We start from the raw sequence: 19,875 nt of genomic DNA, 5'->3' as shown, positions 1-19,875 counted from the left end.
CGGGGGGGGGGTGCGGGGGGGGCGCCCCGCCGCCCCCCCCCCCCCCCCCCCCCCCCCGGGGGGGGGGGGCGGCCCCCCCCCGCCGGGGGGCCCCCCCCCCCCCGCCCGTACGGAACTCCCGCACACGGGGCCTCAGCCGCGCGCGGCGCCCATCACCCGGGCGTACTCCTGCGGGTCCGCGTCGAAGCCGCGCGTGCGCGCGTCCATCGCCCAGCCGCCCGAGGCGTCCCGGACGAACTCGGCCACGGTGGCCGCCGTGGCCCCGGGGATCTGCGAGAAGTCCGTGGTGGCGAGGTCGGTGTGGCCCTCCCGGATCCGCAGCCCCGTACCGCCGACGGCGGCGAAGGTCTTGCGCTCCGGCACCCCGGCGGGCCCCGCGTCCTGGATCACCACGCCGACCACCACCCGGCCCAGCTCCGGCGCCAGCCGGTCCAGTTCGAGGGTCATCACCTCGTCGTAACCGAAGCCCTGCCCGGTACGGCTGTCCCGGCCCAGGGTGATGGTGCCGTCGGGGGCGCGGCTGCCGAAGTGGACGAGGTAGACGGGCTCCCCGTACGGGTCCGAGGTGCCGTAGACGGCGGCGACGATGTCCAGGTCGTTCGCGGGCGTGCCCGCCGGACTGGGGTCCCAGCGCAGCGCGATCTCCACCTTGGCCAGACTCTTGCGTACTCCGCTCACCGAACTCCCCCTCAGCTTGGCCGCTTTGGCCGTGATGTCCACGGCCATGCTGTCACGCCTCGGTGATCACCGCCCGAACGACCGTAAACAACCGGCCAGTTCTCCCTCCGCCCGGCCGCCCGGTCAGGCGGCCGGTTCGACGTGCACGGTCTCCACCCAGGCCGGCGGCCGCCGCGCGTCCGCGCCGATCAGGGGCCCGGTGCCGTGGCGGGCCGGCAGGACGCGCCGGCTCGGGGCGAGCGCGCTGCGGCCGCCCAGGACCCGCGGCAGGTGCCGGCGCAGCAGGTCGGGGGCGAAGCCGTGGAGGTCCGCTGCCACCGCCCCGGCGACGGCGGTGCCGTACCGCGAGGCGACCGCGGTCAGGTCGACGGCCACCTCCGCGCCGGCCGGGGCGCAGGCGACGCGCCAGTCCCCGGCCAGCCGGTGCGCGGTGGCCCGGCGGATCATCCGGGCGGGCACCGCGTAGCGGCGGGCGCGCTGCCAGGCGGCCGCGCCCCCGGGCGGGAGTCCGCCGGGCGGCGCGGTGGGCGCGCTCACCGGTACACGCTCCCGATGGCCCGCAGGTCGGGGTGGGAGGCCCGGGCGGGGCGCAGCCGTTCGGCGAAGGAGCGCTTGAGGCGGCGGGGCGTGCCGGGGCCGAGGCCGACGTGCTCCAGCGGGGCGTCCTCGGGCAGGGCGGCGAGCAGGCTCCGGGCGCCGCGCCCGGTGATGCCGGTGTGGCGCAGTTCCAGGCGGCGCAGCGGGCTGCCCGGCAGGGCGGCGGCCAGGGCGTACGCGCCTTCGTCGCCGGTCGCGTTGCCGGTGGAGCCGAGGCTCCGCTCGGACATGGCCCGTCCGAGGTCCAGGGCCTCGATGCCGCCGAGGGCCTCGGCGAGGGCGCGGGCTCCGGGTACACCGATGCCGTTGCCGCCGAGGCCGAGGCGGACGGGGCGCCCGGGGCCGGCGTCGGCCGCCGCGGCGGCGATGACGGCGACGCCCTCGTCGCCCAGGTGGTTGGCCGGTACGTACAGTTCGCGGACTCCGGCGTCACGGATGAGGGCGGCGAGCAGCGGGGCGGCTTCGGCGGTGAGGCCGTTGCCGCCGAGGAAGATCCGCTCCAGCGGCGTCGGGCGGGTGAGCAGGGCGTCGAGCAGGAGGCCTACGCCCTCGGCGCCGATGCCGGTGTTGACGAGGTCGAGGGTCCGCAGCGCGGTGTCGCGGCGCAGCAGTGCGGCGACCGTGCGGGCACCGTCCTCGTGGAGGGGGTTCCGCTTGAGCCAGAGGGCGCGGACGGTGGCGTCCCCGGCGAGGGCTCCGGCGAGGGCGAGCACGCCGTCGGGGCCGATCCGGTTGCAGCCGAGGTAGAGGGTGTGCACGCCGTGGCGGCCGTCGGCGCCGGCGAGGGCGCCCGCGAGGGTGCGGGCGCCCTCGTCGGTCAGGGAGTTGGTGCCGAGGAGCAGGTGCGCGGCGTGCGGTGAGGTGAGCGCGGCGGGCAGCAGGCGGGCGGTGCCGGCCGGGCCGAGGCCCTGCTTGCAGAGGTCGACGCGGCCGTCCGGGCGCAGGGTGCCGCGCGGGAAGGTCTCGTCGGACTCGACGGGCCGGTCCTGCGCGAGCCGGGCGAGCAGCGGGCCGAGTTCCGCCGGGTCGGCGAGCGGCAGGTCCGGGTGCTCGATAGCGGGGCACCGTACGGGCGTCGGCCGTGTCATCACCATTCCACCGGTTCCTTCGCCGGCGCCCGGCGAACCTGCGACTGCGCGGAGCAGCGGCATTCCGGTACGCCTCGCGCCCGCGATGCCGCCATTCCGACATGACGGGAGACAAGGCGGGACCGGCCGGATTCGAACCGGCGCCCTCCAGCTCGATGCTCGGGCGCGACGACCTCTGCGCTACGGCCTTGCCGCGGTGATCATAGCGGCCCGGCGGCCCGGAATCGATCACCCGTTTGACCGGTCCCGGGACCGGCGGGCGGCGGCCGGGTGCCGTACCGGTGCCGGGCCGCCGTGCGCGCCGGTCCGGCTACCAGTCGCCGTCCTGGACCGGCTCGCCGGGGCGCGGGGCGGTGCCGAGCGGCAGGACCTGGCCGGGTGCCGGCGGCGTCCAGGGTGCGTGGTCGTCGCCGAGCCAGTCGCCGACGGGCTTGACCCCGGCGAGGGGGCCGGCGGCCGGGAGGTCGGTGCCGGTCTCGTCGTAGTAGTCGTACCAGGGCAGTCCGGCCCGGGTGTAGGCGGCGCGGTCCACGGGTGAGGGCGGTGCGTCCTCGCCCGTGATGCGGCGCCACTCGGGCGGGGTCACGAGGTGGACGAAGACCCGCGCGGCGGGCCGGTCGCCCCAGGCCGACGGCTCGCGGTCGTCCTCGTAGACCTCCTGGCGCATCGCACCGCCCACGCCGAGTCCCATGGCCGCGGCCGGTGCCGGACGCCCGGCCGGGTGCGCGGGGGCGGCGCCCGGGGCGGGCGCCGCCATCGGCATGGGGGGCCCGCCGGGGGCCGCGCCGTAACCGCCGCCGCCCGGACGGCCGCTCCGCAGGCTCGCGCGCTGCTCCTCGCGCCAGGCGGCGAGGGCCTCGGGGCCGAGCGGGAACGCCTGGAGCTGCACCCCGCCGGTCACCTCCTCGCCGGTGACCTGACCCTCGACCGTGGCGCCGAGGCCGAGCGGCACGGCGACGAACTGGCGCACCGTCCCGTCACCGGAGTTGATTCCGTCGAGCCAGGGCTGGCGGGGCAGCACCACGTAGTTCTGCGGCCCCCGCTCCAGCCGGCCGGTCCACCGCTTGCCCGAGACGGCGCACACCTTGCCGACGCCGACCTGGAGCGCGGCGGGCTCCCGCGAGCCGCCGAAGCTGAGCCACATCGCCTCGCGCAGGTACACCGGCAGCATCACGCCGCCCTTGGCGCGCCATTCCGGCGGCACGGTGTCCGGATGGTCCTCGACCCTGCGCAGCGGGAACTCCCCCAGCCCCGGCGGGAGTGCGTGCGTGCCCGACTCGGGCAGGCGCAATGTCCGGATGAACCGGATCCGTACCCCTTCGCCCAGCAGGAGCGTATTGCCCTCGACCCTCGCCGCGCCCATTTCCTCGTTCGCCACCCCGGACAGCCCCTTCTCCCGCCACTCACCGGAACCGCGGGAAGATCCACGGCTGAACCGGATTGTTATGCTCAAGTTTTCCTCAGATGTAGTGACGGTACGGCCGTCACCTTCCTAGCTTCCTCATACACGTGCCCTCGCGCCCCCGCGGTTCCGCACGTCTGCCCCCGTTCCCGCGACGTCCCCCGGGATTCCGCGTTCCCGAGGAAAAGAGTTCAGCATGAAGGTTCCCAAGGCCGGTGCGGTCGCCACGGTGATCGCCCTCGCCGTCACCGCCTCCGGCTGTGGTGGTGAAGCCCCGAAGGAGCCCATCTCCATCGGCATCAAGTTCGACCAGCCCGGCATCGGGCTGCGCGAGAGCAACGGCACCTTCACCGGTTTCGACGTCGACGTGGCCACGTACATCGCCAAGGAACTCGGCTACAAGGCCAACGAGATCGAATTCAAGCAGGTGTACAGCTCGGACCGGGAACTGCTGATCCAGTACAACGAGGTCAAGTTCGTCGCAGCGAGCTACACGATCAACGACAAGCGCCGCGAGAAGGTCGAGTTCGCCGGGCCGTACTTCGTCGCCCACCAGGACCTGATGGTCCGCGCCGACGACAATTCGATCACCAAGCCCGAGGACCTCAACACCAAGCGGCTGTGCTCGGTGAGCGGTTCCACCTCCGCGGAGAACGTCCGCAAGACCCTCGCCCCGAAGGCGAGCATCCTGGAGCTCGGCGGTTACTCGGAGTGCCTCGTCGCCCTCCAGGACAACCTGGTCGACGCGATGACCACCGACAACTCCATCCTCGCCGGGTACGCGGCACGGAAGGGCAACGCGGGCAAGTTCAAGCTGCTCGGGCTGAACCTGAGCAACGAGAACTACGGCATCGGCCTCAAGAAGGGCGACAACGACCTGCAGCGCAAGATCAACCTCGCGCTCACCAAGATGGTCTCCGACGGCTCCTGGGAAGCCGCCGTGAAGAAGAACTTCGGCCCGGCGAACTACAAGTACGAGCCGGCGCCCCAGGTCACCACCGGGAACTGACGGACCCCGGGGCGGGGTCCCCGTCCGGCCCCCGCCCCGGCCCCCGGCCCTGGGAACCCGCCCCGGCTTCCCGCCCCCGCCGCTACGCGAGCGGCGCCTTGCCGCGCAGCACGGTCAGGAACTCCCGCATCCAGGCGGGGTGATCGGGCCAGGCGCGGGCCGAGACGAGGGTGCCGTCGACCACGGCCTCGGAGTCCCGGAACGCGGCCCCGGCCGCCCGCATGTCGGGCTCCAGCGCCGGATAGGCCGTCACCTGGCGGCCGTCGAGGGCGCCGCTCGCGGCGGTGATCAACGGGCCGTGGCAGATCTGCGCGATCGGCTTGTCGTCGCCGGCGAAGGCGGCCAGGATCCGCCGTACCTCCGGGTCGTTGCGCAGGTACTCCGGCGCCCGTCCTCCCGGGACGACGACGGCCGCGTACTCACCGGGATCCACGTCCGCGAAGGCGATGTCGGCGGGCCAGGTGTAGCCGGGCTTCTCCGTGTAGGTGTCGAAGCCCTCCTCGAAGTCGTGCACCACGAAGCGCAGCTTCTTGCGGGAGGGCGCCGCGATGTGCACCTCGTAGCCCTCCTCCCGCAGGCGCTGGTACGGGTAGAGCACCTCCAGGGACTCCGCCGCGTCGCCGGTCACGATGAGGATCTTCACTGCCATGGGCCACTCCGGTGAGAGCTGCCGGCGGCCGCGTCGGGGCCGCCGTGGGCATCCGCTACCGTGCCCGTGCCCGGCAGCGGACAAACCCCAAGGTCCACGCGGTCGACATGTGGTTTTTACCTGATGGGCACATGACAATATGATCCTCGCTCTGCCACTTGATACCCCGCCAACTGCCATGGCGGGGACGGTGCTTGTGGAGAGGTATCCCCCACGTCATGAAGATCTCCCGTACCGCCCCATGGGCCGCCGGGCTCGCCGCGGCCGCGCTGCTCCTCATACCGGCCAGCGCCAGCGCCGGCCAGCAGCGCACGACCGCCGATGTCGCCGAGGCCGCTCCCCAGGCCGCCGCGACCAGCGTGGACGCGTACTACGCGGCCGCCGAGGGCAAGACCGGCGCCGCACTGAAGTCCGCGCTGCACGCCATCATCAAGAACCAGTCCAGGGTCAGCTACGACGGCGTGTGGAACGCGCTGAAGGTCACCGACCAGGACCCCGCGAACCCCAACAACGTCATCCTGGTCTACTCGGGCCGCTCCCAGTCCAAGTACACCAACGGCGGCGGCGTCAACGACTGGAACCGCGAGCACGTCTGGGCCAAGAGCCACGGCGACTTCGGCACGGTCACCGGCCCGGGCACCGACCTGCACCACCTGCGGCCCGAGGACGTCACCGTCAACAGCACCCGCGGCAACAAGGACTTCGACATGGGCGGCAGCCCCGTGTCGGAGGCTCCCGGCAGCTACACCGACGCCGACTCCTTCGAGCCGCGCAACGCGGTCAAGGGCGACGTCGCGCGGATGCTGCTGTACATGGCGGTGCGCTACGACGGCGGGGACGGCTTCGCCGACCTGGAGATGAACGACCGGGTCAACAACGGGACCGCGCCGCTCTTCGGCAGGATCAGCCTGCTCAAGCAGTGGAACCAGATGGACCCGCCGGACGCCTTCGAGCAGCGCCGCAACCAGGTGATCTACGACACCTACCAGCACAACCGCAACCCGTTCATCGACCACCCGGAGTGGGTCAACTCCATCTGGTAGCAGGTCGCGGACCCCGCCCGCCGCTCCCCCGGCGCCGGCGCCTCCCGGGAGTCAGGGCCCGAGGCGGCCGGCGAGGGACCGGAAGTCGGCCCAGGACGCCTGCGGCGGGCGCGGGTCCCACACCTTCTGGGCGAGCGCGGCCAGCGGCAGCCGGATGCCCGCGGCCACCTGGGCCGGGGTCTGCGAGGCGGCCAGGTCGCACCAGACGGCGAGGCGGGCGCCGAGGACCTGCGCGTCGTAGCGTGCCGGGACGGCGGTGGTGCCGCGCAGGACGAGCGGGGTCCACTGCTCGTAGATCCGCTTGCCGGTGGGGTACGTGAACTGGTTGGGCTCGCCGAGCACGTAGTACAGGAACTCGTCGTTGAGGTTGACTACCTCGCGCCCCGCGTCCAGGTACTCCAGCGGCGGCCGGGCGCCGATCTCCTTGCCCGTCCAGTACTCGGCCTGGATGTCCGGGGCGGGCCGGGCGACTCCGCCCCGGAAGAAGCCGTCGTTCCACGCCTTGAGGGCCTTGCCCGACGGCCTCACCACGTCCGCCCGGTCGTTCAGCCAGCCCGTCGCCAGGTCCTGCACCCGGGCGGACGGCCCGTAGCGGGCCCGCGCGGCGCTCGCGAGCCCGGGGAAGGAGGCCTGGGGGTCGCGGACCACCAGTGCCTGGTACTCGTCGGCGCCCAGGTGCCAGGCGCCGGCCGGGAACAGCGGCAGGAACTCGCGCAGCAGCTCGTCCACGAGCCGGGCGGACGCCGGGTTGGATATGTCCACGGCGCCCTTGACGGCCCGGCCCGCCGCGTCGCGCAGTTGCAGCTCCGGGTGGACGCGGAGCACGGCTCCGAGGTGTCCGGGCGAGTCGATCTCGGGGACGACCGCGATGTGCAGCCGGGCGGCGAGCGCGTTGATCCGGCGTACCTCGGCCTTGGTCAGGTGCGGGGTCGAGACGATCTCGGGGTGGGTGTCGGACTCGATCCGGAAGGCCTGGTCGTCGGAGAAGTGCAGGCCGAGCTGGTTGAGTTTGAGGTCGGCCATCTCGCGCAGCCGGCCCTCTATCCACTCGGCGGTGAAGTGCTTGCGGGCGATGTCGAGGTTGAGGCCGCGCTGGGGCTTGGCCGGGGCGTCCTCCACCTTGCCTTCGGGGGCCGAACCGGCCCCGCGTATCTCCTGTTTGAGGGTCCGGGTGCCGTAGAAGACGCCCGCCTCGTCGGGGCCGGTGATGCTGACCCGGCCGCCCTGGACGGTGAGTTCGTACGACTCCGCCGGGCCGGATCCCTTCGCGGCGAGGGCGAGGTGGACGTCGCCCGGCTTCGGCTGGTCCGATTCGGCGTACCCGAGGCGCAGTTCGCCGGCGAGCAGCCTGCCCTCGTCGGCCAGGGCGGCCCTGTCGGCGGGTGCGACCAGGACACGGGCGCCGGGGGCGGGCTTCCAGCCGGGGCCCCGGGCGGGCACGTGTTCACGTACGGAGGGCACGGTGCGCGGGGCGGTGGAGAGGGCGTACGCGGTCGCGGGCGGCCCGGTGGGCGTCGCGGAGGCGGTGGTCGGCACGGGGGCCGGGGAGGCCGCGCCGGGGGTGGCGCGGGTGCCCTCGGCTCCGGCGGAGCAGGCGGGTACGGCGAAGGCGACCAGCGTGGCGGCCGCTGCCGTCGCGATGGCCCGACCTCTGCGGAACCGCCCGGTCGTCTGCCTCATCGTGTGTACCCGTGTACCCGTGTCCCCCGTACCAACCTGGCACGGGGGACGCGTTCGCGCGACCCGGGGCGGGGGGCGCCCGTCGGGGCCTATGCCGCCGAGTCCGCCCGGCGCAGGGCTTCGAGGGCGGTGGACCCGAAGCCGTGGTCCTGCTCGGGGGCTCCGCCGCCGACGCCGACGGCGCCGATCAGATGGCCGTCGCGGTGGACCGGGAGGCCGCCCGCGATGAAGAGCAGCGGCCGGTCGAGTGCGGTGGGCAGGCTGTGGAAGGGTCCGCCGGGCAGCACGGCCTCGGTGAGCCCGGCGGTGGGGGCGTTCAGCTGGAGGGCGGTGTAGGCCTTGCGGGTGCTGGTCTCGCCGGAGATCAGGACGGCCCGGTCGTCCCGGCGGAAGGCCAGCGGGTGGCCCCCCGCGTCCAGGACGGTGACGCTCACCGCGACCCCGGCCGCCTCGGCGGCGGTGCGGGCGGCGGTGACGAGCAGCTCGGCGTCCTCGGTGGTCAGCGGGGAGAGGGTGGTGCGGGACATGGGGTGCTCCTGTTGCGGTGGGTGGGGTGTGGCCGGGGGTGTCAGTGGTGGGCGGGGGCGGGGGTGGCCGCGGTGGCTCCGGAGGCGACGACCCGGCTCCCGCCCGCCGCGCGGCGGTCCGTACGGCGCTCGAGCGCTCCCGAGACGAGGGCGAGGACGAGCGCGGACGCGGCGAGGACGGCGCCGACCCAGTTCGGGGCGGTCCAGCCGAGCCCGGCGGAGAGGACGAGCCCGCCGAGCCAGGCCGCGAGGGCGTTGCCGAGGTTGAAGGCGCCGATGTTGACGGCGGAGGCCAGCGTCGGGGCGCCGGCGGCCTGGTCGAGGACCCGCTTCTGCAGCGGCGGTACGGTCGCGAATCCGAGGCCGCCGATGAGGAAGACCGTGACGGCGGCTCCCGCCTTGTCGTGGGCGGTGAGGGTGAAGAGGGCCAGTACGACGGCGAGCGCGCCCAGGGAGACGTACAGCATCGGCATGAGCGCGCGGTCGGCGTAGCGGCCGCCGACGAGGTTGCCCGCGACCATGCCGAGCCCGAAGAGGACGAGCAGCCAGGTGACGGAGGTGGCGGCGAAGCCGGCGGCGTGGGTCAGCATCGGGGTGATGTAGGTGATCGCGGCGAAGACCCCGCCGAAGCCGAGGACGGTCATCGCCATGGCGAGCAGCACCTGGACGTTGCGGAAGGCGGCCAGCTCGTGGCGGACCCGCACGCCCTCGGGCCGGGGCAGGTCGGGGACCAGCCGGGCGATGCCGAGCAGGCCGAGCACGCCGAGGGCGGCGACGGCCAGGAAGGTGACGCGCCAGCCGAGGTGCTGGCCGACGAGGGTGCCGAGGGGGACGCCGACCACGTTGGCCACGGTCAGGCCGGTGAACATCATGGCGATGGCGCCGGCCTTCTTCTCGGGTGCCACGAGACCTGCGGCGACGACCGAGCCGATGCCGAAGAAGGCTCCGTGGGCGAGGGAGGCGACGACGCGTCCGGCCAGCATCAGGCCGAAGGCGGGTGCGAGCGCGGAGAGCAGGTTGCCCGCGATGAAGAGGCCCATGAGCAGCATCAGCATGCGCTTGCGGGGGACGCGGGTGCCGAGGACCGTCATCACGGGAGCGCCGAGGACCACGCCGAGGGCGTAGCCGGTGACGAGGAGGCCGGCGGTGGGGATCGAGACGCCGTAGCCGGCCGCGACCTCGGGGAGGAGGCCCATGATCACGAACTCGGTGGTGCCGATCCCGAAGGCTCCGATGGCGAGGGCGAGGAGCGCGAGAGGCATGACGAGGCTGCCCTTCAGGGTTCTGGGGGTGGGGGAAGCGGGGGCGGCGCACAAATGCGCTCGCCGGTTACGCTCGTCCACATTAATTGCAGACGCGGGATATTTGCAAGCGCGGGCTATTGCGCCCGTGACCTATCCTGGTGCCAAGGAAACGGAAGGCCGCGGGTTCGCGCGGCAGGGACACGACGGCGGAGGAGCCCCCATGACGGCCACGGACAGCGCACTGACCCGCCTCGCCCAGGGCTGGTGCGCCCTCTCCCTCCTCCACGGCCGCATCGAGGCGCACATCGAGCGCGCCCTCCAGGCCGGACACGGGCTGAGCGTGCGCGAGTACTCGCTGCTGGACGTCCTCAGCCGCCAGCACGGCGGCCCCGGCGGGCACCTGCGCATGCACCAGGTCGCGGACTCGGTGGTGCTCAGCCAGAGCGCGACCACCCGGCTGGTCAGCAGGCTGGAGGACCGGGGCCTGCTGAGCCGCTACATCTGCGACACCGACCGCCGGGGCATCTACACCGACGTGAGCGAGGCGGGCCTGGCCCTCCTGGACCAGGCCCGCCCCACGAACGCCGCCGCCTTGCGCGAGGCCCTCGACGAGGCCGCGCTCAGCCCGGAGCTGGCCCCTCTGGTGGCGGCGGTGGAGAACACCACCGGGTAGCCGGCGGAAACGCCCGCCCGGCGCGCCCGGGTCGTCTCTTTCGGGTCTTGCCGGTCAAGCCCGCGGCGTCTGGTGCGGTGCCTCGCAAGGCGGAGGCACAGCGCGCGTACTGGACGTACTCGGCTGTGCCGACAACGCGGCGAGGTGCCGTGCCAGGCGTCGCGGGTCTGGGGGCACCTCCCAGCGGTAGCCGGGGGAGCAAGATCCGGAAGAGACGGCCTAGCCCCCCGACCTCGAGGGGCTAGGGGTGGCCCGCGGACCGCCGGTCCCGCCCGCCGGAGCCGTCGTGGCCGGGGCGCCGGAGGGCACCCGCGGGGCCGTCGGCGTCGCCGAGCGCGGCGGCCGCTCCGGGGTCGCCGACGGGACCGGGGTGGGCACGGCCGGCCCGGTGCCCGACCCCGTCGGCACGGTCGGCGGGCCCGGCGTGACCGAGGCCGACGGTGACGCGCTCGGCCGGTCCGTGCCGGCGGGCGCGGTCGGGCGGAGCTCGGGCGGCGCGGCGGGCGGCTCCGGCCTGGCCGGCCGCTGGTCGTGCCCGCCGAGCACGAGGTGGCCGGCCAGCGCGGCCGCCGCCAGGCCGGTCAGACCCGCGAAGGCCCACGCCCCGCGCCGCGGCCACGGCGTGCGCGGGGACAGCCGCCGCCCGTGCGGACCCGGCGGATCGGCGGGCCGCAGCGAGCGGACCGTCACCTCCTCCGCCCGGGCTTCCAGGGCCTGGCGCAGCCGTCGCTCCACGGGGCGTTCGCCGTCGGGCGCGGTACCCGTAGAACCGGTCATACCCGTCCCTCCAGAATCCGTTCCAGCGCGTCCAGGGCGCGGCTGGCGTTCGACTTCACCGCGCCCCGGCTGATGCCCAGGGTCTCGGCGATCTCCGCCTCGCTCATGTCCGCCCAGTACCGCAGGACCAGTACCTGGCGGCGGCGCGGGGTCAGCTCGCCCAGTGCCGCCAGCACCTCCCGGTGCGCCTCGCCGAGGACCACGGAGGCCTCGGCGGAGGGGACGTCGGCGGTGACAGGCGGGATCCAGGCGCGGGCGGTGCGCCGGCGGCGCAGCACGGACCGCGAGGCGTTCACCACGGAGGTGCGCAGGTAGCCCAGCGCGTTGTCCACCTCCGAGATCTGCTCTCCGTGACGGCGGTAGAGGGCGGTGAAGGCGTCCTGCACCACGTCCTCGGCGGTGCCCAGGTCGTCGACGAGGAGCACGGCGAGGCGGACCATGCCCAGGCGGTGGGCGTGGTACAGCTCGCTGACGGTCGGCGGGCGCGGCGGCTCCCCGGTGCCGTGGCCGCCTGTGCGGTACGCGCCGTCGTGCGGGTACGTGTACGCGTGGCCGCCGGTCGCGCGGGTGGGGTGGCCGGCCGCCGGCGGGGCGGAGCGCCCGCGGCGGGTGAGCCACCACCACAAGCCCCGCCACACCCGGGCGGAGCCGGGCGTGAGGGGGCTGGCGGTGGTCGCGAGTTCGAGCACGGGTGTCCTCAGTTGCCGGCTCGGCGCCGCACGGCGAACAGCGCACCGCCGCCGGCGGCGAGCAGTGCGGCCGCTCCGGCCCCGAGGGCGACGGTGGTCGCCGAGGAGCCAGTATGCGCCAGCTCGGACCCCTCACCGGAGGCGGCCGACGCGGAGGGCGCGGCGGAGGGCTGGGTTCCACCGGCCGGGACCGAGGGGGCCGGGGTGGGCGTCGCACCGCCCGGCAGCGTCGGGACGGTGCTCGGCTTGCCGTTGCCGCCCGCCGGCCGCGAGGGGACCGCGGTGGGCTGGGCTCCGCCGGCCGGCCGCGAGGGGACCGCGGTCGGCGTCGCACCGCCCGGCAGCGTCGGGACGGTGCTCGGCGCCGGAGCGGGGGCGGACGTCGGTGAGGCGGAGGGTCCCTGCGCGGCGGAGGCCGGCCCGGCGAGGGCGAGGACCGCCCCGGCGGCGGCCACCGCGACGGCCGCCCGGCGGGCGGTGACGGGAACAACGCGCTTCAGGTTCTTCACAGTGGCTCTCCACGGTCGGGTCCGGGGCGGGAAATCCGCCCTTCACCCCCGCACGACGCGCGAGTGCCCGATCGGTTGCCGCTGTCGCGGAAAAAACTTCGCGCGCCGTCCCTCCCGCCCGGGTTCAGGGGCGGGGCGGCGGCCAGGGCACCTCTTCCAGCAGCGGCAACAGCACCTCCTCCTCGAAGTCGAGATGGGCCGTCAGCTCCGCCGTCATCCGCGCCAGCCCGGCGCGGAACCGCTCGGGTTCGGTGATGGCCACCTCGCCCAGCAGCGAGGCCAGTTCGGTCTGGATCCGGGCGACCGTGCGGTGTTCCTCGCGCAGCCGCTCGAAGGTGGCCGCCAGGTGGGGGTGATGGGCGGCGATCCCGGGGAACAGGTGGGCGTCCTCGCTGGTGTGGTGGAACTCCAGGCCCTGGCAGAAGGCCAGGCAGCGCTGTCGGATCTGCAGTCCGAGCCCCGGCGCCGGCGGTCCGCCCGGCCCCGTGTGGGCGGCGCGGGCGGCGAAGTGGGCCTCCGTTTCGGCGCCGACGTGACGCAGCTGGGCCCGCAGCCAGGTGTGGACCTCCAGGAGCTTGCCCGCCAGGGTGGTGACCGGGGCGGGCGCCTGCCGGCCGTCGGGCCCGGCGGGCTCGGTGGGCTCGGTGGGCTCCAGACGGACGACGGGGAGCGGGCGGGCGGTGCGGGCCTGGTAGTCGGCGTATCCGGGGACTGCGCGCACGACGGTTTCGAAGAGCTCCGCGCGCCGGGCCCCTTCGGCCGGTATCGCGAGGGCCTCGAAGGTGTCGCCGCCGAGCTCCACGGACACCTGCGGGTGGGCCAGGAGGTTGTGGTACCAGGCCGGGTGGCGGTCGGCACCGAGGTTGGAGCCGACGATCAGCAGGGCGCCGTCGTGGCGGACGTAGCCGAGCGGGGTGGTGTGCCCGGCTCCCGACCGGGCGCCGGTGGTGGTGAGGAGAAGCAGGTCCTCGCCTTCGAAGGGGCCGCCGACCTTGCCGCGGTGGGCGCGGAACTCCTCGATGACGGACCGGCTGAAGTCATGGGCGGGCGTGGGCACAGGGCGTTTCTCTCTCTGGGCGTGCCTGGCCGGCACGCCACCGGTCCCCCGGCGGGCCGCTGTGGAGCGGGAGTCGCCGGAGCGGGGCGTGCGGGACCAGGCGTACGGACGTACGCGCGTACGCGAGCGTGGAATGAAGGAAGGAAAGGCGGTGCCGGCTCGGAGGCCGGACCGCGACGCGGGAGCCGTGGGTACGGCTGCTCTACGTCAACTGCGGGGCGCGGAGTACTGGCTCATGGCGGGTCCCTGCATCAAGGGTGTTCGCCCGATCACCGGCCGGCCCACTGCTCTTTGGCCGGAGTCACGCGACACCGTCCGTCATTAGACGCAAGCGGCACGGCGGTTGTCAATGCCGTTGATCACGTACGCACGCGCGCAGGGCCCGGCCCAGGACGGCGACGCCCTCCTCGATCTCACCGGCCGGACCGGCCGCGTACCCGAGGACGAAGCCCGGCGGTCCGGGCCGCAGCTGGTGCCAGGACAGCGGGTGCGCCTTGACGCCGAGGGCGAGGGCCGCCTCCGCCACGGCGGTGTCGGAGAAGGACGTGCCGTCGAAGGTGACCATCAGGTGCAGCCCCGCCGCGGCGCCGTGCACCCGGGCCTTGGGCAGCCGCTCGGCGACGGCCCGCAGCATCGTGTCCCGGCGGCGGCGGTGGCGGCGGCGTACGAAGCGCAGGTGGGCCTCCGGTTCGCCCGAGTCCATCAGCCGGGCGAGGACGAGCTGTGGCGGCCGGTGGGTGGCCGTCGGGTACCTCGCGGTGCTGGTGACGGCGGTGGCGTTCCTGCTCTGGTACCGCACGGTGGCCGCCGTGGGCTCCGGCCGGGCGGGGCTGCTGACCGGGGTCGCCCCGCTCGCGGCGGCCGGCGCCGGGGTGCTGTCGGGCGGCGGGACGCCGGGCCCGGTGGTGTGGCTGGGCCTGGCGGTGGTGATCGCCGGGCCGGCGCTGGGGCTGCGGGGAGGCGGGGGCCCTCGGGCCCGTGAACCGGTTCGCCCGGTCCGCCCTTGGGGGCCGCCCGTGGAAGTGCCGTACCGGAGGTGCGGATCAGGTCCCGGAGGGCACCAGCACCACGGCCGTGCCGTAGGCGCAGACCTCCGTCCCGACGTCCGCGGCGTCGGTCACGTCGTAGCGCGTCATCAGCACCGCGTTGGCGCCGCGCGCCTTCGCCTGTTCGATCAGCCGGTCCATGGCCTGGTTGCGGGTCTGCACGAGGGTCTTGGTGAGGCCCTTCAACTCGCCCCCGATCATGGACTTCAGGCCGGCGCCGATCTGGCTGCCGAGGTGCCGGGAGCGCACGGTGAGCCCGAACACCTCCCCGATGACCTGCTCGACGCGGTAGCCCGGGACGTCGTTGGTGGTCACGACCAGGACGCCGGTCTGCTGGGCGCCGGGGCCGCCGCCGTAGTCTTCGATACCCATGGGCACACTCTGCTGCCGGGGGCGGCCCGCCGCATCCTCAGGACGCGCGCGTACGGCCGGCGCCATTCTGACGAAATTGCGCATATCAGGCTAATGGCCGGTGCGTCGGCCCGGGGCGCGCCCCACCCCGTCGTCATAGTCGTCGGTGGCGTCCCCCGGGCCGCCACCCCCAGCCGCGCCCGGCGGCCGGGCGGAAGCCTTCGTGGAGGAGCGGCTCATGCTGAAGCCCACCAGGACCATCCTCGCTCTTGCCGCCGGCAGCATGGTGCTCGGCCTGTTCGGCGCGGGCGTCGCCGTCGCGGACGGCTGCCCGGTGGCCGACGGACCGCGTGCGCGGGCGGTCCTCGACGACGACCCCCGCTACGACGAGTACGACCCCGGTTACGAGGAGAACGAGGACGAGCAGTCCGGCGATGACGGGGCCGTCACGTACCCCAAGCCCAGGCACGCCCTGGGCAGGGTCGTCTCGCAGGGCCCGCTGAAGGTCCGCAGCAAGCCCACCACCCGCTCGAAGGCCCTGGGCACGGTGCACCCGCGCCAGAAGCTGTCGATCGTGTGCAAGCAGCACGGAGAGAAGGTCGACGGCAACGACCTCTGGTACCTGCTGGACCGCAAGCACGACCGCACGGCCGTGGATGGCGAGGACCGCGTCGACGACAAGATGTACGAGCGCAAGCGCGCGTGGGTCTCCGCCCGTTACGTCAAGGACATCACCCCGGTGCGGTGGTGCCGTTCCTGACCCTCCCGGGCCGCCCCGCCGGGCGTACGGGACGGGGCCGCGCGCCCCGTCCCGTACGCCCGGCGGCGTGTCAGAAGTCGCCGTAGTTGACCTGCCAGGTCGGCAGGCCCATCCGGCGCCAGACGGCGACCACCCGGTCCCGGTCGTCGAGCGACACCCGCACGGCGTAGCGGTCGCGCACGTGAGCGTCGAAGAGCTCCGCCTTGACCACGTCGTCGCGGCGGGTGTCGCCCGCGGCCCGCATCCACAGTTCGTCGTACGGCACCTCGTGGCGCCGCAGCCAGGACTCCGTCTGCTGCCGGTGCTCCTCGCCGCGCCCGGACAGCAGCACGATCGTGTCCCCGTCGGCGCGCCGGAAGGCGTCGAGCGCGTGGCGCACGGGCGCGTTCAGCAGGTCGAGTTCGCAGCGCGAGAAGTCGTACGGGCCGCGGTCCCCGGTGAGGGCCAGCGTGCCGTCGATGTCGCACATCACGGCGGGCGGGAGGGCCGGGTCGGCCACGTAGGGGCGGACGGACGGCTGGTCGTTCAGCCACTCCGCGGTGAGCCGCCAGCCGCCCTTCTTCGCCTTGGCGTGCTTGTCGGCGAGTATCCGGATGATCTCCTCGCCGACCGGCCGCTCGCGTGCGGCGTCACGGCGCAGGCACTCCTCGACGGGCACCCCGGTGAAGTCGTGCACGACGAAGGTGGCGCGGCCGGCGACCGCCGCCTTGAGGCGCTTGGGGATGTGCGAGGTGAGGTGGGTGTTGTCGACGACCACGTCGAAGCCGTCGTCGACGGCCGCGCGGACCGCCGCGTCCTGGACGGCCAGCACGGTCTGCTCGTGCCGGTAGGAACGGCCCCGGTCGGGGTCGGGCACGTCGAGCATGGCCCGCAGGTCGTCGAGGTTGACCCGGCGCATGCGTCCCGCGGCCTCGGCCTGCAGGGCGCGGGCGGCGGTCGTCTTGCCCGAGGCCGGCAACCCCGTCATGACGTGGACCACGGGGAGTTCGGGCTCTTCGGACACGTTCAGTTCTCCTCGTCGGTGGTGTAGGGGTCGGCGGCCTCCGGGCGTACCGCCCGCCAGGAGACGAGCTCGGTGCCGCGGCCCTCCAGGCGGGTGAACATGGCCGAGCGGATCCGGCCGTCGGGGATCTCCTTGGCGGCGCGGGCGAAGGCACCGCGGTCGCCGGCCAGGTGCGCCAGCGAGTCGAAGGCCTCGTCGATGGCCTGCTCGTGGCGGGCGAACGCCGCCTCCAGACCGGCGATCACCTCGCGCACCCAGGTGTCGAACTCGTCGGGGACCTGCTCCAGCAGTTCGTCCAGCGGACGGCCGCCCTTGGAGCGGATGCCGTCGAGCTCGGCGACCGAGAAACCGAGGCCCTGGGCGAGGCGCTTGACGGACGTCCCGGCGAAGCGCTGGATGCCGTGGCTGCGCCAGATGTCCCGCTCGGTGACGCCGGTGAGCAGTTTGTGGAGGCGTACGTACTCCGAGAGCTTGGCCTTCGCGCGCACGCCGGAGGCGAAGCGCAGGACGAAGCCCTCGGCGTCGGTGCCGGTCGCGGGCACGCTGCCGGGCAGGGTGCTGGAGTCGGCGAGGGCGAGCAGTTCGTCGAGCGGCATGGCGGGCCACACCTTGACGACGGAGCCGATGCCCTGCCAGTGGCCGGCGGCCTCGGCGAGCGGCACCTCGATGCCGTCCAGGCGGAACGCGGCGAGCAGGACGAGGTCCCGGCGGTCGCCGTAGTCGACCACGATCCGGTTCTGCGGGTACACGATCTCCGCGAGGTAGGTGACGCCGGGCACGAGGGCCGTGGTGTCGCGGGTGTCGAGGCGGCGCTGCGCCCAGGCGGCCTGGGCGCTGGTGAAGGAGCCCCTGGTGGCGGCGTGCCAGTGGTCCGCGTAGTGGAAGACCACGGCGAGGCTGCCGTCGACCTTGTCGTACACCTCGAACGTCTCATCGGGCAGTGCGGGCGCGTAGGGGCGGCCGGAGGCGTGCTCGCCGACGTTGAAGAACTTCGGCAGGGGCAGCGCGACGACCGCTCCGGTCTCGTCGTCGGCGACGAGGCCGCGGCAGCGCGTGGTGACCCCGTTCCATATCTGCTCGTACTGCGCGGCGCGCGTGTACGTGTAGAGGGACAGGGGCAGTTCGGGGTGCTGCTTGCGGGTCACGTGCCCGGCGTCGATGGCCTGTGTCAACTCCTGCGCGGGCAGCAGGCCGTGCAGAGTCAGGTGGTCCTGGCTCATGGGTTCCTCCCGGTTCGAGATGCCTCATTCTCACGTGCGGGAGGGAGGGGCCGGTAATCAATTACGACTGGTCAGAGGCCGAGGCGGTTGATGTGCCGGGGGTGCAGGATCCGGGTGGCGACCTCGGCTCCGGGGGTGGCCACGGTGATCATCGCCCGGCCGAGGGCCTCGGTGGTGGTGACCTGGTTCGGCGCGATCCGCCGCAGGACCGGGAAGAGCGGCGCGGTGAGCGCGTACAGCGTCCGGTAGAGCCGCGTCTTGGAGGGCATGCCGCTGACGGGCTGGACGAGGCCCGGGCGGAACATGTAGGCGCGGAAGGGCAGGGCGAGCAGGTCGTTCTCCGTCTTCCCCTTCACCCGGGCCCACATGGAGCGGCCCCGCTCGGTGCTGTCGGTGCCCTGGCCGGAGACGTAGGCGAAGGTGAGCGCCGGGTTCGCGGCGGCCAGCGGGCGGGCGACGCCGAGCGTCAGGTCGTGGGTGACGGCGCGGTAGGCCTCCTCCTTCATGCCGACGGAGGAGACGCCCAGGCAGAAGAAGCAGGCGTCATAGCGGGACAGCTCGCCGGCGAGCTCCGTCAGGTCGGCGGGGTCGGGCCGGACGTGTTCGCGGAGTTTGGGGTGGCTGACGCCGAGCGGGGTGCGGCCGACGGACAGGACGCTCTTCACCGCGTCGTCGCGCAGGCAGGCGCGCAGTACGCCGCGCCCGATCATTCCGGTTCCGCCGTAGAGGATGACGTTCACGCCTTCACCCTATGGGCTCCCGCGCCGCCGGGGCTCCGCTCAATGGGAGACGCAGAGTTCGTTGCCCTGGGGGTCGGTGAGGGTGGTCCACTGGTAGGGGCCCTGGCTGCCCTCGTGGAGGAAGGTGGCGCCCTTGGCGACGAGGCGCTCGATCAGGGCGCGGGGGTCGTCCTCCCCGGTGCGGACGTCCAGGTGCACCCGGTTCTTGACGGTCTTGGGCTCCAGGACGAACTGGAAGAGCACGCGGGGTGCCCGCTCCAGGCCGTCGGGGTGGCGGATGGCGGCGCCGGCCTTCCAGACGAGCGTGCCGCGGTGGGTGGTGGTGTCCTCTTCGGTGGCGTGGCCCGCCTCGACCATGTGGCGGATGAACTTCTCGTCCGAGGGCTCCACCTCCCAGCCCAGGGCGTCGGCCCACCAGTCGGCGAGCGGGTGGGGGTCGGTGGAGTCGACGGTCACCTGGAACGTGTAGGCCATGGCGGGACTTTAGCCAGCCGCTCCGCTCGGCGCGGGCTGAAACGCCGTCAGGCGGGCCGGCGGCCCGGGCAGCGGCTGAGGGCGAAGGCGAGGAGGGTGAGGACCCAGGCCCCGACCGCGATCCACAGCAGGACCTCGCCGAGGGGCCGCAGCCAGGGGGTGCCGGTGGCGGGGGCGGCGGTGAGGCAGGCGGTGGCGGTCATGCCGAGCGGGAAGACGGTGGACCAGCGGCGGATGTCGTAGCGGGGGCGGAGGCTGCGGAGTTCGGCGGCGAGGAGGACGGCGTACCAGCCCAGGGAGAGGGCGAGGGCCGTCAGGGTGGCGTTGCGCAGGGCCGTGTGCGCCGGGCCGGTCCACGCGGACAGGGCGGTGAGTTTCGCCCCGGCGAGGGCGGTGATGGACAGCGCTCCGCCCGCCACCCAGTGGTCACCCGCGCCGCCGACGATCTCGTGGAAGTCGAACCGGGCCAGGGCGAGGCCGTACAGCAGCAGGCCCAGGCAGAAGCAGGCCAGGGCGGCCGGCGCTAGGCCGTCTCTTCCGGATCTTGCCTGACCCGCGACGCCCGGCACGGCACCTCGCCGCGTTGTCGGCACAGCCGAGTACGTCCAGTACGCGCGCTGTGCCTCCGCCTTGCGAGGCACCGCACCAGACGCCGCGGG

At 74.1% G+C, this 19,875-nt stretch carries 23 protein-coding genes, 1 tRNA gene and 1 pseudogene; 5 read left to right on the top strand and 20 right to left on the bottom strand.

The window, feature by feature from the left end:
- Positions 1–132 precede the first annotated feature (132 nt).
- The 5 genes from ACFY7H_RS21090 to ACFY7H_RS21070 form a co-directional block, all read right to left on the bottom strand.
- Positions 133–726, bottom strand: a complete 594-nt coding sequence (locus tag ACFY7H_RS21090; RefSeq protein WP_388940063.1) for a TerD family protein — start codon at positions 724–726, stop codon at positions 133–135.
- Positions 727–801: 75 nt separating this feature from the next.
- Positions 802–1,215, bottom strand: a complete 414-nt coding sequence (locus ACFY7H_RS21085) for a hypothetical protein (RefSeq protein WP_388940061.1) — start codon at positions 1,213–1,215, stop codon at positions 802–804.
- Positions 1,212–2,363: a gala protein gene (locus tag ACFY7H_RS21080; RefSeq protein WP_388940370.1), complete on the bottom strand. Its 1,152-nt coding sequence runs from the start codon at positions 2,361–2,363 to the stop codon at positions 1,212–1,214. Before ACFY7H_RS21080 ends, ACFY7H_RS21085 begins: the two co-directional genes overlap by 4 nt.
- 120 nt (positions 2,364–2,483) lie before the next feature.
- A tRNA-Arg gene (locus tag ACFY7H_RS21075) sits at positions 2,484–2,553 on the bottom strand.
- Positions 2,554–2,673: 120 nt separating this feature from the next.
- Positions 2,674–3,726, bottom strand: a complete 1,053-nt coding sequence (locus ACFY7H_RS21070; protein WP_388940368.1) for a hypothetical protein — start codon at positions 3,724–3,726, stop codon at positions 2,674–2,676.
- A 235-nt stretch (positions 3,727–3,961) separates the two neighbouring features.
- Here ACFY7H_RS21070 and ACFY7H_RS21065 point away from each other — a divergent pair, with 235 nt between their 5' ends.
- A complete protein-coding gene (locus ACFY7H_RS21065; protein WP_388940060.1) occupies positions 3,962–4,774 on the top strand; it encodes a glutamate ABC transporter substrate-binding protein in 813 nt (270 codons plus the stop codon).
- A gap of 82 nt (positions 4,775–4,856) precedes the next feature.
- On the opposite strand, the gene ACFY7H_RS21060 is transcribed toward ACFY7H_RS21065, so the two are convergent.
- Positions 4,857–5,423: a DJ-1/PfpI family protein gene (locus ACFY7H_RS21060; protein WP_388940058.1), complete on the bottom strand. Its 567-nt coding sequence runs from the start codon at positions 5,421–5,423 to the stop codon at positions 4,857–4,859.
- Positions 5,424–5,641: 218 nt separating this feature from the next.
- On the opposite strand from ACFY7H_RS21060, the gene ACFY7H_RS21055 reads away from it, so the two are divergent.
- Positions 5,642–6,466: an endonuclease I family protein gene (locus ACFY7H_RS21055; RefSeq protein WP_388940056.1), complete on the top strand. Its 825-nt coding sequence runs from the start codon at positions 5,642–5,644 to the stop codon at positions 6,464–6,466.
- A 51-nt stretch (positions 6,467–6,517) separates the two neighbouring features.
- Here the strand turns inward: ACFY7H_RS21055 and ACFY7H_RS21050 are convergent, their stop codons facing one another.
- From ACFY7H_RS21050 to ACFY7H_RS21040, 3 genes are all read right to left on the bottom strand, one after another.
- A complete protein-coding gene (locus ACFY7H_RS21050) occupies positions 6,518–8,146 on the bottom strand; it encodes a glycoside hydrolase family 20 protein (RefSeq protein WP_388940055.1) in 1,629 nt (542 codons plus the stop codon).
- A gap of 89 nt (positions 8,147–8,235) precedes the next feature.
- A complete protein-coding gene (locus tag ACFY7H_RS21045; protein ID WP_388940054.1) occupies positions 8,236–8,673 on the bottom strand; it encodes a heme-binding protein in 438 nt (145 codons plus the stop codon).
- A gap of 41 nt (positions 8,674–8,714) precedes the next feature.
- On the bottom strand, positions 8,715–9,935 hold the full coding sequence (locus tag ACFY7H_RS21040) for an MFS transporter (protein ID WP_388940052.1): 1,221 nt from the start codon (positions 9,933–9,935) through the stop codon (positions 8,715–8,717).
- 202 nt (positions 9,936–10,137) lie between these two features.
- On the opposite strand from ACFY7H_RS21040, the gene ACFY7H_RS21035 reads away from it, so the two are divergent.
- On the top strand, positions 10,138–10,590 hold the full coding sequence (locus ACFY7H_RS21035) for a MarR family winged helix-turn-helix transcriptional regulator (RefSeq protein WP_388940051.1): 453 nt from the start codon (positions 10,138–10,140) through the stop codon (positions 10,588–10,590).
- Between the two features lie 219 nt (positions 10,591–10,809).
- Here ACFY7H_RS21035 and ACFY7H_RS21030 read toward each other — a convergent pair whose 3' ends face one another.
- The 5 genes from ACFY7H_RS21030 to ACFY7H_RS21010 all read right to left on the bottom strand — a co-directional run bounded on the left by ACFY7H_RS21030 (position 10,810) and on the right by ACFY7H_RS21010 (position 14,421).
- Positions 10,810–11,367 (bottom strand): hypothetical protein, encoded by a 558-nt coding sequence (locus ACFY7H_RS21030; RefSeq protein ID WP_388940049.1) that lies wholly within the window; start codon positions 11,365–11,367, stop codon positions 10,810–10,812.
- Positions 11,364–12,056, bottom strand: a complete 693-nt coding sequence (locus ACFY7H_RS21025; protein ID WP_388940047.1) for an RNA polymerase sigma factor — start codon at positions 12,054–12,056, stop codon at positions 11,364–11,366. Before ACFY7H_RS21025 ends, ACFY7H_RS21030 begins: the two co-directional genes overlap by 4 nt.
- A gap of 8 nt (positions 12,057–12,064) precedes the next feature.
- Positions 12,065–12,565 carry an LAETG motif-containing sortase-dependent surface protein gene (locus ACFY7H_RS21020; protein ID WP_388940045.1) on the bottom strand — a complete coding sequence of 167 codons (501 nt, stop codon included), beginning with the start codon at positions 12,563–12,565 and terminating at the stop codon, positions 12,065–12,067.
- A gap of 124 nt (positions 12,566–12,689) precedes the next feature.
- Positions 12,690–13,622 carry a nitroreductase/quinone reductase family protein gene (locus tag ACFY7H_RS21015; protein WP_388940044.1) on the bottom strand — a complete coding sequence of 311 codons (933 nt, stop codon included), beginning with the start codon at positions 13,620–13,622 and terminating at the stop codon, positions 12,690–12,692.
- Between the two features lie 346 nt (positions 13,623–13,968).
- Complete coding sequence (locus ACFY7H_RS21010; protein WP_388940042.1) at positions 13,969–14,421, bottom strand: hypothetical protein; 453 nt, start codon at positions 14,419–14,421, stop codon at positions 13,969–13,971.
- Here ACFY7H_RS21010 and ACFY7H_RS21005 point away from each other — a divergent pair.
- A pseudogene (locus ACFY7H_RS21005) lies at positions 14,360–14,500 on the top strand (EamA family transporter); the annotation flags it as partial. The gene ACFY7H_RS21010 and the pseudogene ACFY7H_RS21005 overlap by 62 nt on opposite strands.
- 165 nt (positions 14,501–14,665) lie before the next feature.
- On the opposite strand, the gene ACFY7H_RS21000 reads toward ACFY7H_RS21005, so the two are convergent.
- Entirely contained in the window at positions 14,666–15,040 is a 375-nt protein-coding gene (locus tag ACFY7H_RS21000) for a YbjQ family protein (protein ID WP_388940040.1), read from the bottom strand.
- Positions 15,041–15,257: 217 nt separating this feature from the next.
- Here ACFY7H_RS21000 and ACFY7H_RS20995 point away from each other — a divergent pair, with 217 nt between their 5' ends.
- Positions 15,258–15,779 (top strand): SH3 domain-containing protein, encoded by a 522-nt coding sequence (locus ACFY7H_RS20995; protein ID WP_388940038.1) that lies wholly within the window; start codon positions 15,258–15,260, stop codon positions 15,777–15,779.
- Positions 15,780–15,849: 70 nt separating this feature from the next.
- Here the strand turns inward: ACFY7H_RS20995 and ACFY7H_RS20990 are convergent, their stop codons facing one another.
- From ACFY7H_RS20990 to ACFY7H_RS20970, 5 genes are all read right to left on the bottom strand, one after another.
- On the bottom strand, positions 15,850–16,782 hold the full coding sequence (locus ACFY7H_RS20990) for an AAA family ATPase (RefSeq protein ID WP_388940036.1): 933 nt from the start codon (positions 16,780–16,782) through the stop codon (positions 15,850–15,852).
- A gap of 2 nt (positions 16,783–16,784) precedes the next feature.
- The gene (locus ACFY7H_RS20985) at positions 16,785–18,002 is read right to left on the bottom strand and encodes an RNA ligase (RefSeq protein ID WP_388940034.1); all 1,218 of its coding nucleotides are present in this window, start codon (positions 18,000–18,002) and stop codon (positions 16,785–16,787) included.
- A gap of 71 nt (positions 18,003–18,073) precedes the next feature.
- Complete coding sequence (locus ACFY7H_RS20980; protein WP_388940032.1) at positions 18,074–18,742, bottom strand: epimerase; 669 nt, start codon at positions 18,740–18,742, stop codon at positions 18,074–18,076.
- 39 nt (positions 18,743–18,781) lie between these two features.
- Entirely contained in the window at positions 18,782–19,216 is a 435-nt protein-coding gene (locus ACFY7H_RS20975; protein ID WP_388940030.1) for a VOC family protein, read from the bottom strand.
- A gap of 47 nt (positions 19,217–19,263) precedes the next feature.
- Positions 19,264–19,785, bottom strand: coding sequence for a hypothetical protein (locus ACFY7H_RS20970; RefSeq protein ID WP_388940028.1), 522 nt, complete (start codon positions 19,783–19,785; stop codon positions 19,264–19,266).
- Positions 19,786–19,875 lie beyond the last annotated feature (90 nt).

Origin of the sequence: Streptomyces sp. NPDC012794 (assembly GCF_042901085.1) — a bacterium.
Lineage (GTDB): Bacteria > Actinomycetota > Actinomycetes > Streptomycetales > Streptomycetaceae > Streptomyces.
Note: the sequence above shows the minus strand (reverse complement) of the source record. Positions and strands in the feature narration are given on the sequence as shown.

What these genes read in the sequence shown, in the direction of transcription:
- ACFY7H_RS21090 (WP_388940063.1), bottom strand. Translation starts at nt 726, where the DNA reads ATGGCCGTGGACATCACGGCCAAAGCGGCCAAGCTGAGGGGGAGTTCG.
- ACFY7H_RS21080 (WP_388940370.1), bottom strand. Translation starts at nt 2,363, where the DNA reads ATGACACGGCCGACGCCCGTACGGTGCCCCGCTATCGAGCACCCGGAC.
- ACFY7H_RS21070 (WP_388940368.1), bottom strand. Translation starts at nt 3,726, where the DNA reads ATGGGCGCGGCGAGGGTCGAGGGCAATACGCTCCTGCTGGGCGAAGGG.
- ACFY7H_RS21065 (WP_388940060.1), top strand. Translation starts at nt 3,962, where the DNA reads ATGAAGGTTCCCAAGGCCGGTGCGGTCGCCACGGTGATCGCCCTCGCC.
- ACFY7H_RS21060 (WP_388940058.1), bottom strand. Translation starts at nt 5,423, where the DNA reads ATGGCAGTGAAGATCCTCATCGTGACCGGCGACGCGGCGGAGTCCCTG.
- ACFY7H_RS21055 (WP_388940056.1), top strand. Translation starts at nt 5,642, where the DNA reads ATGAAGATCTCCCGTACCGCCCCATGGGCCGCCGGGCTCGCCGCGGCC.
- ACFY7H_RS21050 (WP_388940055.1), bottom strand. Translation starts at nt 8,146, where the DNA reads ATGAGGCAGACGACCGGGCGGTTCCGCAGAGGTCGGGCCATCGCGACG.
- ACFY7H_RS21045 (WP_388940054.1), bottom strand. Translation starts at nt 8,673, where the DNA reads ATGTCCCGCACCACCCTCTCCCCGCTGACCACCGAGGACGCCGAGCTG.
- ACFY7H_RS21040 (WP_388940052.1), bottom strand. Translation starts at nt 9,935, where the DNA reads ATGCCTCTCGCGCTCCTCGCCCTCGCCATCGGAGCCTTCGGGATCGGC.
- ACFY7H_RS21035 (WP_388940051.1), top strand. Translation starts at nt 10,138, where the DNA reads ATGACGGCCACGGACAGCGCACTGACCCGCCTCGCCCAGGGCTGGTGC.
- ACFY7H_RS21030 (WP_388940049.1), bottom strand. Translation starts at nt 11,367, where the DNA reads ATGACCGGTTCTACGGGTACCGCGCCCGACGGCGAACGCCCCGTGGAG.
- ACFY7H_RS21000 (WP_388940040.1), bottom strand. Translation starts at nt 15,040, where the DNA reads ATGGGTATCGAAGACTACGGCGGCGGCCCCGGCGCCCAGCAGACCGGC.
- ACFY7H_RS20995 (WP_388940038.1), top strand. Translation starts at nt 15,258, where the DNA reads ATGCTGAAGCCCACCAGGACCATCCTCGCTCTTGCCGCCGGCAGCATG.
- ACFY7H_RS20985 (WP_388940034.1), bottom strand. Translation starts at nt 18,002, where the DNA reads ATGAGCCAGGACCACCTGACTCTGCACGGCCTGCTGCCCGCGCAGGAG.
- ACFY7H_RS20975 (WP_388940030.1), bottom strand. Translation starts at nt 19,216, where the DNA reads ATGGCCTACACGTTCCAGGTGACCGTCGACTCCACCGACCCCCACCCG.